Below are 14,987 nucleotides of genomic sequence, written 5' to 3'. Positions count from 1 at the left end.
TGGCGGCTCGAACGCGATGCCGCCGGCCGGGCGCCATCCGCCCGGCCGGCGCCTCCTCCGATCGGAGGATGTCGCATGCTACGGTTGTGTTATGCTCCCCGGCATTGATCATTCAGTGCCAATTTGAGCCATGCACGGATCGCAAAAGCTGCCAGATCTCGTCGAGTCCATCTACGATGCCGGGCTCGATCCTTCGCTGTGGAATAGCGCGGTGGCCGGCATCCGGGATTTCGTCGGCGGCCAGGCCTGCGGGCTGTTCTCGAAGGATTCGATCAGCAAATCCGGTGTCACGCATTACTATTGCGGGGCGGACCCGCACTACATCCAGCTCTATGCCGAGACCCATTCGAAGTTCGATCCGCTGACGGTCCTGCCGCCACACGGCAGGATTGTTAGCATTCCCGATCTCGTCAATTTCGAAGAGTACCGGCGCGGGCGCTTCTACCAGGAATGGATGCAGCCGCAGGGATGCAGCGACGCGGCCAATGTCGTGCTCGAGATGTCGAATGCGAACTGCCCGGTGATGATGACCGTGCTGTCGGGCCGCCGCATGGTCGATCGGCGCATGAAGCAGCGCCTCTCGCTGCTGGTGCCGCACGCCAGCCGCGCGCTGCTGATCAACCGCGCCATGACCGCGCAACTGACGCTGGCGACGGCACTGGCTGATGTCCTCGACAATTTGACGGTCGGGATCTTCCTGCTCGACGGCTTCTGCCGCCTGGTGCATGCGAATTCGGCCGGTCAGGACCTGCTCGCGGCCGATGATTTGGTGCGGTCCGTTGCCGGGCAACTCGTGACCAGCAGCACTGAGGCCAATCAGGCGCTGCGCAAAGCGTTTGCAGGCCGCCGCGACGGCACATCGCTTGCCGCAGGCGGCCATGCGATTCCGCTATTGTCCGCCACCGGCGAGCGCTACGTCGCTCACATGCTGCCGTTGTCGTCCTTGCTGCGCAACGGCAGCGAGCGCATGGTCGATGCCGCCGGTGCGCTGCTTGTGCGCAAGGTGTCGCTCGGTGGACAATCCTGCGGCGAATTGATCGCGCGAACTTTCGAGCTGACGTCGGCGGAGCTCCGCGTGTTCCTGTCGATCGTCGAGATCGGCGGCATCCCGGAGACGGCGGCCGCGCTCGGTATCGCGGAGACGACCGCGAAAACGCATCTGCATCGCGTCTTCGCCAAGACTGGCGTGTCCCGGCAGGCCGATCTGGTCAAGCTCGCGGCGGGATTTGCCAATCCGCTCGTCCACTGACAAACCGCCGTCGGCGTTGAACCTTTTTCTCCCGCGACAGACTCACAGGAGCCGCCGGGCACGAAGATCATTCCGCAAATCTCCGAATTTGACCATTGGCTCTTCCGATGCTCCGACCTCCACGACATTCCGAGCTGATCGAGAGCATCTATGATGCAGGACTCCACCCTGAGTTGTGGAGCGACGTCGTGGTCAAGCTCAATGCGTTCATCGGCAGCCAGGCCTGCGGCCTGATTTCGAAGGATACGGTCAGCAAGTCCGGGGCGACCCACTATTATTGCGGAGTCGATCCGCACTACATCCAGCTCTATTCCGAAACCTACTCCCGGTACGATCCGCTCGCCCGGCTTCCTGGGTATGGCGAGGTGCGCAACATTCCGGACCTCGTGAATTTCGACGAGTACCGCCGCGGGCGTTTCTATCAGGAATGGCTGCGCCCGCAGGGCTGCATCGACGTCGCCAATGTGGTGCTGGAGCAGTCGAAGTCGCCGTGCCCGATGTTGCTGACCGTCATCCCCGGCAGGGAGATGCTGGGCGCCGAGCAGCGCGCGCGAATGCAGTTCCTGGTCCCGCATGCGAGCCGCGCGCTCATGATCAACCGCGCGATCGAGCGGAAGCAGCAGCGCGCGACCGCGCTGGCCGACGTCGTGGACCGCCTGAATGCCGGCGTCATCCTGCTCGACGCAGCCTGCCGGATCGTCCACAGCAATCCGGCGGCCGAGACGATCCTGGCCGCGGACGATGTCCTGCGCTCGATCTCGGGCAGGCTGGTGACGAGATCTTCCGAGGCCAATCTGGCCCTGCGCAATATCTTCCGCGATCCGGGAGAGGTGGCCTTGGCGGCCGCTGAAGGTCGAAAGATCCCTCTGACGTCGCACGACGGTTCGCACTACGTCGCGCACGTGATTGCGTTGCCCTCGCTGCTGCGCGATGGCGCGACCGAGCGCACATCGGCCGTCGGGGCCTTGCTTGTCTGGAAGGCGGAACTCGACAGCCGCTCATGTGCCGGCCTGATCGACCGCACGTTCGAGCTGACGCCCGCGGAACTCAGGGTTCTGCAATCGATCGTCGAGGTCGGCGGTGTGCCGGAGACCGCGCTCGCATTGGGGATCGCCGAGACGACGGTGAAGACGCATCTTCATCGCGTCTTCGCCAAGACCGGCGTGTCCCGTCAGGCCGATCTCGTCAAGCTTGCAGCGGGATTCTCCAATCCGCTTCTGCACTGATGCGCAGGCGCGTCGCGGGCCCTTCGCTGCAGCACGCCGACAGGTTCAAAGAGAGACATCATTAGAAAGTTATCGCGCGTCATTCGATCGAATGACGCGATTTTTTGCGTATTCTTCTACAGACGCGTCACACGATTTCTTGTTCGACCTATCAGACTTCTTTGTGAAGCAACTCACATCACGCTGGGGTGAATCTCATCATTCTCTCGCACAGGTTGAGAGGAGGTCGTCATGCGAAGGACGTCACTTGCCATGGCCGACAAGTTCCGCGACATCGTCGCTCGCATCGGCGCCGTGTTCCGCGAGCAGCGTAAGATCGACGCGCAGCGCGCATTGCAACGCTATCACCACTTGCTGGCGCAGCCCGGCGACACATTGCCTTTGAACGAAATCATTCCGGTCAGCAAGCAAGAGGATGTTTCAGGAAATGCCCACGGATCTGATGCGCGCGAGCGCGCCGCCGGCGAGCCCGCCTACGAGCGCGCGTAATTTCAACATCGTCGCGATTGCGCTGACCGGGGCGCTCGTCGCTCTTCAGCTGGTCGGGCTGGCGCTTCTGGAACGATCCCACGCCCACGCGATGCAAATGTCGTTTCCACGCGAACCGGCGGCCTGCACGGACACCCCGGATGTCGCCGTTCCGCAGATCCCCTACGATTGACCGGAGGACGGTCCGTGCCTGATGTCACGACTCTGATTCTGCTTAGCGTTGCCGTCTTCGCCGGCGCCTTCGTTTCGGGGCTCTCGGGTTTCGCGTTTTCGGCGGTCGCGGGCACGATCCTGCTGCGGGTGTTTCAGCCGCTCGAAGCCGTGCCGTTGATGATGGCTTGCAGCATCGGCGTGCAGGCGACCAATCTGTGGGCGCTCCGGCGCAGCATCCGTTGGGAGGGCAGTCTGCTGCTGATCGTCGGCGGATTGATCGGCGTTCCCATCGCGGTGTCGCTGTTGCAGAGCGCGGATACGCATCTGCTCAGGCGCGGCTTCGGCATCATCGTCGCGCTCTATGCCGCGTATATGCTGCTGCGGCCGACGCTGGTCACGGCCGGAGAGGCCGTCGGCCGGCACTGGGTGGCGCTGATCGGATTTGGAGGAGGGCTCGTCGGCGGGCTGACGGCGATGCCGGGCGCAATCCCGACGATCTGGTGCGACATGCGCGGTATGCCCAAGAGCGAGCAGCGCGGCCTGGTGCAGCCGTTCATCGCGGCAATGCAGCTGTTTGCCATCGCGCTGCTGGTCGGGCATCAGGACCTGTCGTCAAAGGTCTTCGTCGATCTTGCTGTCAGCCTGCCGGCGTTGTTCGCCGGCTCGGCGCTTGGCGTGATCGCTTTCCACCGGGTCAACGAGACGGTCTTTCGCAAGACCGTGCTCGTTCTGTTGCTCGTGTCGGGGATATCCCTGATCTAGTGTCCTTGGACTTCGTGAAGTCCCTGGACCGGCGCCGCGCTGATGTCGCTGCCGTGATGCACCAGCGGCTTGTTACCGGTCACGGTCCGCAGCAGCACATAGAACACCGGCGTCAGGAACAGGCCGAACACGGTGACGCCGATCATGCCGGAGAACACGGCAACGCCCATGGCTCGCCGCATCTCCGAGCCCGCGCCGGTCGAGAGCACCAGCGGCAGCACGCCCATGATGAAGGCCATCGACGTCATCAGGATCGGGCGAAGCCTCAAGCGGCTCGCCTCGATCGCGGCGCGGATCGGCGTGCGCCCGGCGAATTCGAGCTCACGCGCGAACTCGACGATCAGGATCGCGTTCTTGGCCGAGAGCCCTACGAGAACGATCAAGCCGATCTGGGTGAAGACGTTGTTGTCGCCCTTGGAGATCCAGACGCCGAACATGGCGGCGAGCAGGCCCATCGGCACGATCATGATGATCGAGAGCGGCAGGGTCAGGCTCTCGTAGAGCGCGGCCAGCACCAGGAACACCAGCAGGATCGCCAGCGGAAACACCCAGAGGCCGGAATTGCCGGCGATGAACTCCTGATAGGTCAGGTCGGTCCATTCGAAGGCAAAGCCGGGTGGCAACGTCTCCGCCGCGATCCGGGTTGCCGCCTCCTGCGCCTGGCCCGACGAGAAGCCGGGGGCGGCGGCGGCGTTGATATCGGACGACAGGAATCCGTTGTAGCGGATCGCACGCTCCGGTCCCGCGCTCTGGCGGATATTGAGCAGCGCCGACAACGGCACCATGTCGCCCGAGGACGAGCGCACCTTCAACTGCCTGATGTCGTCGGCGCGTGCGCGGAACGGCGCGTCGGCCTGCACATAGACCGAATAGGTGCGGCCGAACTTGTTGAAGTCGTTGACGTAGTAGGACCCGAGGTAGATCTGCAGCGTGTTGAAGACTTCAGTCACGGGCACGCCAAGCTGCAGCGCCTTGGTGCGGTCGATGTCGGCGAAGAGCTGGGGTACGTTGACCTGGAAGCTCGAGAACACGCCCGCGATCTCCGGCGCCTTCTGCATCGCAGCCATGAACGCTTTCGTCGCTTCGTTCAAGGCCTCATAGCCGAGGCCGGCGCGGTCCTCGATCTGGAGCTTGAAGCCGCCGATGGTGCCGAGACCATTGACCGGCGGCGGCGGGAACATGGCGATGAAGGCCTCCTGGATGCCGGCGTACTTCTTGTTCAAGTCGGCCGCGATGGCATTCCCGCTCAGGGCCGGGCCCTTGCGCTCGTCGAATGGCTTGAGCGTCGAGAACACGATGCCGGCATTGGACGAGTTAGTGAAGCCGGAGATCGACAGACCGGGGAAAGCCACGGAGCTCTCCACACCAGGCTGGGTCAGCGCGACGTCGCTCATCTTGCGGATGACCTCTTCGGTGCGGTCGAGCGTTGCGCCATCGGGCAGGCGCGCAAAGCCGACCAGATATTGCTTGTCCTGGCCCGGCACGAAGCCGCTCGGCACCTGCTGGAACAAGAGGGCGGTGAGGCCGACCAGGACCACGTAGAGCCCCATCACTGCGGCCTTGCCCGAGATCACCTTGGTGACGGTTCCGCTGTAATTATCCGAGGAGCGCGTGAAGGCCTTGTTGAAGCCGCGGAAGAACCAGCCAAGGCTCTTTTCCATGATGAGCGTCAGCCGGTCCTTCGGCTCGTTGTGTCCCCTGAGCAGCAGCGCCGACAGCGCCGGCGACAGCGTCAGCGAGTTGACCGCCGAGATCACGGTCGAGATCGCGATCGTCAGTGCGAACTGCTTGTAGAACTGCCCGGTGAGGCCGGAGATGAAGGCCAGGGGCACGAACACCGCGATCAGCACCATGGCGATGGCGATGATCGGGCCCGACACCTCGCGCATGGCCTGATAGGTGGCGTCGCGCGGCGACAGCCCGGCCTCGATGTTGCGCTCGACATTCTCGACCACGACGATGGCGTCGTCGACGACGATGCCGATCGCGAGCACGAGGCCGAACAGGCTGAGCGCGTTGATGGAGAAGCCGAACACGTGCATCACCGCGAACGTGCCGACGATGGACACCGGCACGGCCAGCAGCGGAATGATCGAGGCCCGCCAGGTCTGGAGGAACAGGATCACCACCAGCACCACCAGCGCGATCGCTTCCAGCAGCGTGTGGATGACGGCCTCGATCGAGGAGCGCACGAACTGGGTGGGGTCGTAGACGATCTGATAAGACACGCCTTCCGGCATGTTCTTCTTGATCTCGGCCATGGTGGCGCGGACGTTGTCTGAGATCTGCAGCGCGTTGGAGCCCGGCGCCTGGAAGATCGGGATCGCCACCGCCTGCTTGTTGTCGAGCAGCGAACGCAGGCCATATTGCGAGGCGCCGAGCTCGATCCGCGCGACGTCGCGCAGCCGCACGACCTCGCCGCGCGTGCCGGTCTTGACCACGATGTCGCCGAACTGCTCTTCGCTGGAGAGCCGGCCTTCCGCATTGACCGACAGTTGCAGGTCGATGCCCTGCACGTTCGGGGAGGAGCCGACGACGCCGGCGGCGGCCTCGACGTTCTGCGCCTGGATCGATTTGACGATGTCGCTCGCGGTCAGGCCGTGCTCGGCCGCCTTCTGCGGATCGACCCAGACCCGCATCGAATAGTCACCGGCGCCGTAGAGCTGGACGTCGCCGACGCCGTCGATCCGCGCCAGGCGGTCCTTGACGTTGAGCACCGCGTAGTTGCGCAAATAGGTCATGTCGTAGCGGCCGTTCGGCGACAACAGATGCACGACCATGGTGAGGTCGGGCGAGGACTTCTTGGTGACGATGCCGAGCTGGCGCACCACGGCCGGCAGGCGCGGCTCGGCCTGCTGCACGCGGTTCTGCACCAGCTGCGTCGCCTTGTCGGGATCGGTGCCGAGCCGGAACGTCACCGTCAGCGTCATCGCGCCGTCGGTGGTCGCCTGGCTCGACATGTAGAGCATGTTCTCGACGCCGTTGATCTGCTCCTCGATCGGGGTCGCTACCGTCTCCGCGATCACCTTGGGATTGGCGCCGGGATAGGTGGCGCGCACCAGGACCGACGGGGGCACCACGTCCGGATATTCCGAGATCGGCATCGCGAACAGCGAGATCAGGCCGGCAAGGAAAATCAGGACCGACAGCACGCCGGCAAAAATCGGACGATCGATGAAGAATTTCGAGAGATTCATGGCTTTGCCCCTGGGCAATATCTTGTGCGTCTCCGACAGCTCCGCCGTCATTCCGGGGCGTAGGCGAAGCCCGCGAGCCCGGAATCCAGAGGTGAGGTGGTCGGAGTTTCGTAACTTCGAGATCCCGGGTTCGCGCTATGCGCGCCCCGGGATGACAGAGAACATTAGCGTTGCACCACGTCCTGGTTGCTGTGGTTGGAAGCTGCTTGCTGCCCACGCGCGCCCATCGCGGCGACCTCCGTCTTGAGGAGGGCGCCCGGACGCACACGCTGCAGACCGTTGACGACGATACGATCGCCGGACTTCAGGCCCGAGGTGACGATGCGAAGCCCGTCGACGGCGCTGCCGAGCGTGATCGGACGGTAGACCGCGCGGCTGTCGTCGCCGACCGCCATCACGAACTTCTTGTCCTGATCGGTGCCGATCGCGCGCTCATCGATCATCACCAGCGTCTGCTGCTTCGGCTGGCCCATGCGCACGCGGGCGAACTGGCCGGGGATCAGACGCCCGTCCTCGTTCCGGAACACCGCGCGCACCCGAATGGTGCCGCTCTGGCCGTTGACCTGGTTGTCGATGAGCTGGATGTGGCCCTTCGCCGAGAGGCCGCCGGAGGTCGCCATCTCCACAGGGATCTGGTCGAGCTTGCCGCGTCCGCCCTTGGCGTCCGCGATCGAGTTCAGCGCACGCAGCACGACCTCTTCGTCCGCATCGAACGACGCATAGATCGGATTGACCGAGACCAGCGAGGTCAGCACCGGGGAGGCGGCGCCGGCAGCGACGAGATTGCCGACGGTGATCTCGATCTTGCCGACGCGGCCGTCCACGGGCGCGCGCACCTCGGTGTAGTCGAGATTGAGCTTTGCAGTCTGGAGCGTTGCCTCGGCCGCCTTCACGTTGGCGATCGCTTCGCGGTTGGCGTTCTCGCGCTGGTCGAAATCGCGGCGCGTCACGACGGCGTTGCCGACCAGCTGCGCGCCGCGTTCGACCTCGCTGGTGGTGAACACCACGCGCGCCTTTGCGGCCTCGAGCTGGGCGTTGGCCTTGTCGACCTCGGCGGCGTAAGGCGCCGGATCGATCTTGAACAGCACGTCGCCAGCCTTCACCAGCGCGCCTTCGGTGAAGTTGGTCGCAAGGATCGCACCGGCGACACGCGGGCGGAGCTCGACGCGGTTGATGGCTTCCAACCGGCCGGAGAAGTCGTCCCACAGCGCGGTCTGCCGCGGCTCGATCATGGCGACGGTGACGGGCACCGCCTGTTCAGCCGCGGCGGCCGTTGCGGTTGCCTGGGCGGAACGAAGATAGTGGCCGGTCGCAATCGTACCGGCTACGGCGAGGGCGCCCACGATGGCGACGCCACCAAGAAGGGGGCGGAGACGGCCGGTGTGGGAGGTATGTTGGGAGGGGGGCATTTGCGCGCTCCAGATATGTAGTGTTCACTACAGATGTGGAGCTGGATCTCGCAGTGCAAGATACTTATGTACCATTCACTAAGAAAAATGTACGCCGATACCGCGACGATTGGAAGACACAAGAAAAAGAAAGCCAGAACAAATAGATAGGACCGGCGTTAAGCTGATACCAGCCGCCGGTTCCGAGGAGACAGGCACATGCGCATGGGACGCCCCCGCGAATTCAACGCCGAAACGGCGTTGGACCAGGCGATGGAAGTGTTTTGGCGCCATGGCTATGAGGGCGCCACCATCGCGCAACTGACCGAGGCCATGGGCATCAATCCGCCCAGCCTCTATGCCTGTTTCGGCAATAAGGAAGGTCTGCTGAAGGCTGCGCTCGATCGCTACACCAAGCTGCGCGGCGTCTGGATGGACGAGGTGGTGGCCGCATCCACCGCCCGTGACGTCGCCGAACGGATGCTGATGGGCATCGCCGAGAAGCAGACCGATCCCGCCAATCCGCCCGGCTGCCTGCTCGTGCAGGGCGGCATCGCCTGCGGTACCGGCTCCGAAAACGTCCCGTTCGAGCTCGCCGCCCGCCGCGCCCAGAACGAGGACCAGCTCCGCGACCGTTTTGTTCGTGCCAAGGCCGATGGCGATCTCAAGGAGAGCGCCGACCCCGCCGCGCTCGCGCGCTACGTCTCGGCGGTCGCGGTCGGCATGGGGGTGATGGCATCCTCGGGCGCGGACCGCGAAGCGCTGCGACAGGTGGCTCATGTCGCCGTGCAGGCGGTCGAGGCGCAGTCGGCCGACCGAACGTGATGGCTGTAAGTGCCGTCGGCTGTCTTCCCGCGGATTATGCAGACAGCGCCGGCGGCGGCACGAAGCCGCCGAACTCGCGCTCGATCAGTCCGGCGAGCGCCATCGTCGTACGATCCTCCAGATAGGGCCCGATGATCTGGACGCCGACCGGCAGGCCCGACGACGTACGCTCGATCGGAACGGCGGTCGCAGGTAACCCGCAGGTGGAAGCGGGGTCGGCCCAGATGAAGCACGCATCGGAGTAGTTGTAGAGCTTTCCATCGATGTCGAGCTGCCGGGCGTCGAACGGTTCGGAATGGTCATGCGGAAAGGCCGGCACCGCCGCTGCCGGATAGATCACCGCGTCGAATTCGCGGAAGAGCTCCTGCCACCGTTGCTGCAGCTGCAGGCGCGCCGCATCGGTCGCGAGCCATTCGCGATGGATCATGCCCCAGCCGCGGGCGCGTTCGGCCTGCAGGCTGCGGTCGTCGGGGGAGAGTGCCGCGGCAAGACCTCGCGCTTCTTCGATGGCGGCCGGTGTCAGGCGCGGGCTTCGCGCGGCGTTCAGCAGTCTCATGTAGAGCCGGGCCGACTCGGCGAGATCGGGCAGCGATGTGCTCGAGCGCGCCACCTGCGCGCCCGATCTGCCGAGCCGCTCGGCCAATCGTCCAATGGCTGAGCGCACCGCGTCGCCCGTCGGCATCAACGGATGCGTGTCGACCACGAGGATCCTGAAATCCCCGAGCCGGTCGTGGCGCGGGGCCGGCAGCGCGAGGCGGTAGCCGACGCCGTCGCGCGTCTCGTCCGGGCCGGCGATCACGTCGAGCGCCAGCGCAAGGTCCGAAGCTGTGCGCGCCATCGGCCCAACGACCGCGAGATCGCCCTGGCCGGGGACGGGCGGTGCCGGCGGCAGGCTGTATCCGCGCAGCGGGACCAGGCCGAGGCTCGGCTTGTGTCCGAACACGCCGCAGAAATGCGAGGGGACCCGGATCGAGCCGCCGATATCCGAGCCGATCGAGAGTGGACCGAAGCCGGCAGCCAGTGCCGCGCCTGATCCGCCAGAGGAACCGCCGGGCGACCGGCCGAGGTCCCAGGGGTTGTTGGTCGTCCCGTAGATCTCGTTGTAGCTCTGGAAATCCCTGAGCCCGATCGGAATGTTGGTCTTGCCGATGACGATGGCGCCGGCCGCCTTCAACCGCGAGACGACGAGGGCATCCTCTGCCGGCTGGAAATCCCTGAAATGCGGAAAGCCCCAATTCGTCGGCAGGCCCGCGACGTTGAAGGGTTCTTTCAAGGTCACGGGGATGCCGAGCAATGGCCGTTGCTCGCCGCGTCCAAGCGCGGCATCGGCGGTGCGCGCGGCCGCTCTCGCGCGGTCGAAATCGCGCACGATGACCGCGTTGATCCGCCCGTCCAGTGCCTCGATGCGCGCGATCGTGTGTTCGAGCAATTCCGAGGCAGATATCTTGCGCGCGTGCAGGGCGCTCGCCAGTGCTCTGATCGAGCCGTAGTTCAGGTCAGCAGCATCTGCGGTCATCACGAACTCCAATGTCTCTCATCGCGGCATCTACACTATCCCCGCTGCAGATCGCTCGGGGCACCGAACATGCGATTTTGAAAGGGGGATGAGGAGGCGGCGCAACGGGCACCAGATCTGCTTGCCGGGGGCACCGGTGCGGAGGCCCGGGCTTCGAAGCAGCTATGCCTTCCGCCCCGTTAACGGACCGGCGCGCTGGCGGGATCCACAATCGGCCATCAGGCGAGTCAGCGCCTGCTTTGCCCGACGTGTCAAACGTCCGCGCGGGCAGGCCTTGGCGGAGTGCGGCGCGAAATTCTTCAATGATTTGTACTTTGCATGGGGTTGTTTTCGCGTTTTTTGTTTGGGCGTCCCCCGGCCAGAGCATCATCAAAGGCCGTATCGATACGGGCGCTCCTAAGAATTCTTACACACAGTTCTGGCACGCTCCCGCGCGTCAAAGTTCCCGCAACCTGCATCGTCGCGTCTCACTGCGCGCACGAAAAGACGGGGCCCGCGGAGATCAAGGGGGCGTTGCTCATGACCGCACTTGCTTCGGACGCCGGTTGCGCGAAGCGCGGGATCGTGCCGATCCTGCTGTGCGTCGTGCCGTTCAGCCAGATTCCGCTCGATGCCTATACGCCCGGCCTGCCGCAGATGGTGGTGGATCTCGCCGCCGATCCCGCCTCGATGCAGAACACCGTCACCGCCTACATGCTCGGCATGAGTCTGGCGCTGGTGCCGGTCGGCATCGCCTCCGACACGCTGGGCCGCCGCAACGTCCTGCTCGCAGGCCTGTCGATGCTGATCGCGATGAGCATCGCCTGCGCGCTCGCCACCAGCGCCTCGCTGCTGCTGGGCTTGCGCTTCCTGCAAGGGATCGGCGGTTGCACTTGCCTCGTCGTGGCCTATGCGGTTGCGGCCGATTGCTATCGCGGCCGTGAGCTCACCGCGATCTCCGGCCTGCTTGGCGCGGCCTGGGGGCTGGCGCCGGTGCTCGCGCCCGCGGCCGGCGGCTTCATCGTCGAGCTGACGTCCTGGCGCGGTGTCTTCGTCATCATTGCGATTGCCGCGGCCATCGTCGCTGCGATCGTCGTTTTTCTTCTGCCCGAGACATTGCCGTCGGAGCGGCGCGCGCCGTTCGATCCGCGCCGCACGGCGGGTATCTTGCGCGAGGCGCTGGTCCGTCCAGGCTTTTTGGCTTTCGTGCTGGTCTTCGCCGCGGCGGCGAGCGCGCAGCTGGCGTTCGGCGTCGTCGCGCCGTTCTTCTACCAGACCGGCCTCGGTTACTCGGCGGCGATCTACGGCCTCGTCGCGCTCGGCCTCGGCGGGGTCAATCTCGCCGGCGAGCTCGGCTGCGCGCATTTTGCGCGCTTCATGCCGGCGCGCCTGCTGGGCTTCGGTGCCTTCGCGCTGTTTCTCGCCGGCTCCGCCGTGCTGACCGTAACAGGCATGGTCGTCGGTCTCGATTTCGCGTCGATCACGATCGGCGGTGCGCTGGTGCTCGGCGGCTGCGGCGTGCTGTGCCCGATGATGTACGGCATGGCGCTCGGCCTGTTCGAGCGCGACCACGGCCTGATCGGCGGTCTGATCAGCGCGCTCTGCTATCTCGCCGTGAGCGGCGCCATGGCGATCGCGGCGGTGTTGCCTGAGGCAACGCAGGCGCCGATCGGATGGCTCTATCTCGGCCTCTGCGCCATCGCGGGCACGCTGCTCGCGATGTCGCTGCCGTCAGTGCGCCAAGCCACACAGTCTTAAGGAAGGGACCCAATCATGACCACGGTCGGTATTCGCGGCACGTTCTTCGACTTCGTCGACGATCCCTGGAAGCATGTCGGCAACGAGCAAGCCGCCGCGCGCTTTCACCAGGACGGTCTCATGATCGTCACCGATGGCGTCATCAAGGCGTTCGGACCCTACGAGACGATCGCCGCCGCCCATCCCGGCGTTGAGATCACCCACATCAAGGACCGCATCATCGTTCCGGGCTTCATCGACGGCCACATCCATCTGCCGCAGACCCGCGTGCTCGGGGCCTATGGCGAGCAGCTGCTGCCGTGGCTCCAGAAATGGGTCTATCCGGAAGAGCTCAAATACCGGGATCGCAACTACGCGCGGGAGGGCGTCAAGCGTTTCCTCGACGCGTTGCTCGCGTCCGGCACCACCACCTGCCAGGCCTTCACGAGCTCCTCGCCTGTTTCAACCGAGGAACTGTTCGAGGAAGCGGCCCGCCGCAACATGCGCGTCATCGCGGGCCTCACCGGCATCGATCGCAACGCGCCGGCGGACTTCATCGATACCCCGGAGAATTTCTATCGCGACAGCAAGCGGCTGATAGCAGAGTATCACAACAAGGGCCGCAACCTCTACGCCATCACGCCGCGCTTCGCCTTCGGTGCCTCGCCGGAATTGCTCAAGGCGTGCCAGCGCCTCAAGCACGAGCATCCGGACTGCTGGGTCAACACCCACATCTCCGAGAACCCGGCTGAATGCAGTGGCGTGCTGGTCGAGCATCCGGACTGCGAGGACTATCTCGGCGTCTACGAGAAGTTCGACCTCGTCGGGCCGAAGTTCTCAGGCGGCCATGGCGTCTATCTCTCGAACAACGAATTCCGGCGCATGTCGAAGAAGGGCGCGGCGGTGGTGTTCTGTCCGTGCTCGAACCTGTTCCTCGGCAGCGGCCTGTTCCGCCTCGGCCGCGCCACCGATCCGGAGCATCGCGTGAAGATGTCGTTCGGCACCGATGTCGGCGGCGGCAACCGCTTCTCGATGATCTCCGTGCTCGACGACGCCTACAAGGTCGGCATGTGCAACAACACGCTGCTCGACGGCAGCATCGATCCCACGCGGAAGGACCTTGCGGAAGCCGAGCGCAACAAGCTCTCGCCCTATCGCGGCTTCTGGTCGATCACGCTTGGCGGTGCCGAGGGCCTCTACATCGACGACAAGCTCGGTAATTTCGAGCCCGGCAAAGAAGCCGATTTCGTTGCGCTCGATCCGAACGGCGGGCAGATCGCCCAAGCGTGGCACCAATCGCTGATCGCCGAGGGCGCCGGCCCGCGCACGATGGACGAGGCCGCGAGCATGCTGTTCGCCGTGATGATGGTCGGCGACGATCGCTGCGTCGACGAGACCTGGGTGATGGGCAAGCGTCTCTACAAAAAAGGCTGAAGCCGCCGCGATGAGCACATCTCCTGACACGGCCGGCCAGCCGGTCGCCCTCGTCATCCAACGCCGCATCGCTGACGAGGGCTTTGCCGCGTTCGCGCGGTGGAACGGCGAGGTGGGCGAGGCGCTGAAGGCCTGGCCCGGTTTCCTGGGGCAGGAGGTGGTGCCGCCGCAGCCGCCGGCGCATGTCGACTGGGTGACGATTTTGCGTTTCGCCAGTCCGGCCGCGGCGCGCGCCTGGCTCCAGAGCGAGGTGCGGGCGAAGCTGATCGCTGAGGTGCAGCGCTTCTTCGTCGGTTCGGAGGATGTCCACATCCTGCCCGACACCGGCGTTCAGCGTGACAGCGCGGTGTCGGCCGTCATCTCCTTCAAGGTGCCGGATGGACTCGAGGACGCGTTTCTGAAATGGCAGCAGCGCATCCAGGCCGCGGAGGCCGAGTTTAAGGGATTTTTGCGTCACAAGATCGAGCGGCCGATTCCAGGCTTGCGCGACGAATGGATCGTCATCCTGTCGTTCGACAGCGATGCCAACCTCAATGCATGGCTTGGCTCACCCGTCCGTCAGACCCTGCTGAAAGAGGGCGAGCGCTTCAACGCCGGCATGAACGTGAAGCGCGCGAGCTACGGCTTCAATTTCTGGTTCCCGGCCGGCAAGACTGGGGCTCCCGAGCAGGGCCCGGCCATGATCTGGAAGAGCAACCTCATCGTCCTCCTGGTGCTCTACCCCGTGGTCTATCTCTGGGGCACTTTCGTCAGCCGGCCCCTGATCGACAGCCATGGCGTACCGATCTGGCTGTCGCTGTTTGTCGGCAATCTCGTCAGCACCCAGCTGCTCGGCTGGTGGCTCGTGCCCGCGGCCTTCAGGGCACTCGACTGGTGGGTCGCGCCGAAGGCGGCGATCAGTCGCCAGATCGCGGGCTATGCACTTCTTGCCGCGCTCTACGCCGCTTCGATGGGGCTGTACGCGTTGTTGCTCGCGTGGCATTGGGGACGGTGAGACCGTCCACCGTACCGTCGCGGAGAGGGGCGGTCGCT

At 64.9% G+C, this 14,987-nt stretch carries 12 protein-coding genes; 9 read left to right on the top strand and 3 right to left on the bottom strand.

The genetic code is table 11. The features are described from left to right. Nucleotides 1-130: 130 nt before the first annotated feature. The 5 genes from GDN70_RS23805 (at nucleotide 131) to GDN70_RS23785 (ending at nucleotide 3,879) form a co-directional block, all read left to right on the top strand. Nucleotides 131-1,249 (top strand): helix-turn-helix transcriptional regulator, encoded by a 1,119-nt coding sequence (locus GDN70_RS23805; protein WP_152103113.1) that lies wholly within the window; start codon nucleotides 131-133, stop codon nucleotides 1,247-1,249. A gap of 107 nt (nucleotides 1,250-1,356) precedes the next feature. After that, complete coding sequence (locus tag GDN70_RS23800; RefSeq protein WP_152103112.1) at nucleotides 1,357-2,475, top strand: helix-turn-helix transcriptional regulator; 1,119 nt, start codon at nucleotides 1,357-1,359, stop codon at nucleotides 2,473-2,475. A 252-nt stretch (nucleotides 2,476-2,727) separates the two neighbouring features. After that, a complete protein-coding gene (locus GDN70_RS23795) occupies nucleotides 2,728-2,964 on the top strand; it encodes a hypothetical protein (protein ID WP_244429067.1) in 237 nt (78 codons plus the stop codon). Beyond that, a complete protein-coding gene (locus GDN70_RS23790) occupies nucleotides 2,891-3,136 on the top strand; it encodes a hypothetical protein (protein WP_240536293.1) in 246 nt (81 codons plus the stop codon). Before GDN70_RS23795 ends, GDN70_RS23790 begins: the two co-directional genes overlap by 74 nt. 14 nt (nucleotides 3,137-3,150) lie before the next feature. Then, nucleotides 3,151-3,879, top strand: coding sequence for a sulfite exporter TauE/SafE family protein (locus tag GDN70_RS23785; RefSeq protein ID WP_038970940.1), 729 nt, complete (start codon nucleotides 3,151-3,153; stop codon nucleotides 3,877-3,879). Here the strand turns inward: GDN70_RS23785 and GDN70_RS23780 are convergent. Further along, nucleotides 3,876-7,076 carry an efflux RND transporter permease subunit gene (locus GDN70_RS23780; RefSeq protein ID WP_152103111.1) on the bottom strand — a complete coding sequence of 1,067 codons (3,201 nt, stop codon included), beginning with the start codon at nucleotides 7,074-7,076 and terminating at the stop codon, nucleotides 3,876-3,878. The two genes, GDN70_RS23785 and GDN70_RS23780, sit on opposite strands and share 4 nt — an antisense overlap. A 164-nt stretch (nucleotides 7,077-7,240) precedes the next feature. Next, nucleotides 7,241-8,485, bottom strand: a complete 1,245-nt coding sequence (locus GDN70_RS23775) for an efflux RND transporter periplasmic adaptor subunit (RefSeq protein WP_152103110.1) — start codon at nucleotides 8,483-8,485, stop codon at nucleotides 7,241-7,243. Between the two features lie 198 nt (nucleotides 8,486-8,683). Between GDN70_RS23775 and GDN70_RS23770 the strand changes: the two genes are divergently transcribed. Further along, a complete protein-coding gene (locus GDN70_RS23770) occupies nucleotides 8,684-9,289 on the top strand; it encodes a TetR/AcrR family transcriptional regulator (protein ID WP_038946365.1) in 606 nt (201 codons plus the stop codon). Between the two features lie 34 nt (nucleotides 9,290-9,323). Here the strand turns inward: GDN70_RS23770 and GDN70_RS23765 are convergent, their stop codons facing one another. After that, the gene (locus GDN70_RS23765) at nucleotides 9,324-10,805 is read right to left on the bottom strand and encodes an amidase (protein WP_038946366.1); all 1,482 of its coding nucleotides are present in this window, start codon (nucleotides 10,803-10,805) and stop codon (nucleotides 9,324-9,326) included. A gap of 519 nt (nucleotides 10,806-11,324) precedes the next feature. On the opposite strand from GDN70_RS23765, the gene GDN70_RS23760 reads away from it, so the two are divergent. Genes GDN70_RS23760 through GDN70_RS23750 form a run of 3 tightly spaced genes read left to right on the top strand, consistent with a single transcriptional unit; the run spans nucleotide 11,325 to nucleotide 14,949 of the window. Beyond that, a complete protein-coding gene (locus GDN70_RS23760; protein WP_028145191.1) occupies nucleotides 11,325-12,542 on the top strand; it encodes a multidrug effflux MFS transporter in 1,218 nt (405 codons plus the stop codon). 15 nt (nucleotides 12,543-12,557) lie between these two features. After that, nucleotides 12,558-13,955 (top strand): guanine deaminase, encoded by a 1,398-nt coding sequence (gene guaD / locus GDN70_RS23755; RefSeq protein WP_028145190.1) that lies wholly within the window; start codon nucleotides 12,558-12,560, stop codon nucleotides 13,953-13,955. 10 nt (nucleotides 13,956-13,965) lie between these two features. Beyond that, nucleotides 13,966-14,949, top strand: a complete 984-nt coding sequence (locus GDN70_RS23750; protein ID WP_038946369.1) for an antibiotic biosynthesis monooxygenase — start codon at nucleotides 13,966-13,968, stop codon at nucleotides 14,947-14,949. Nucleotides 14,950-14,987: the final 38 nt, after the last annotated feature.

It is taken from the genome of Bradyrhizobium sp. TM102, from assembly GCF_009176685.1.
Taxonomy (GTDB): Bacteria; Pseudomonadota; Alphaproteobacteria; order Rhizobiales; family Xanthobacteraceae; genus Bradyrhizobium; species Bradyrhizobium ottawaense.
This window is presented reverse-complemented; position numbering and strand designations above follow the sequence as displayed.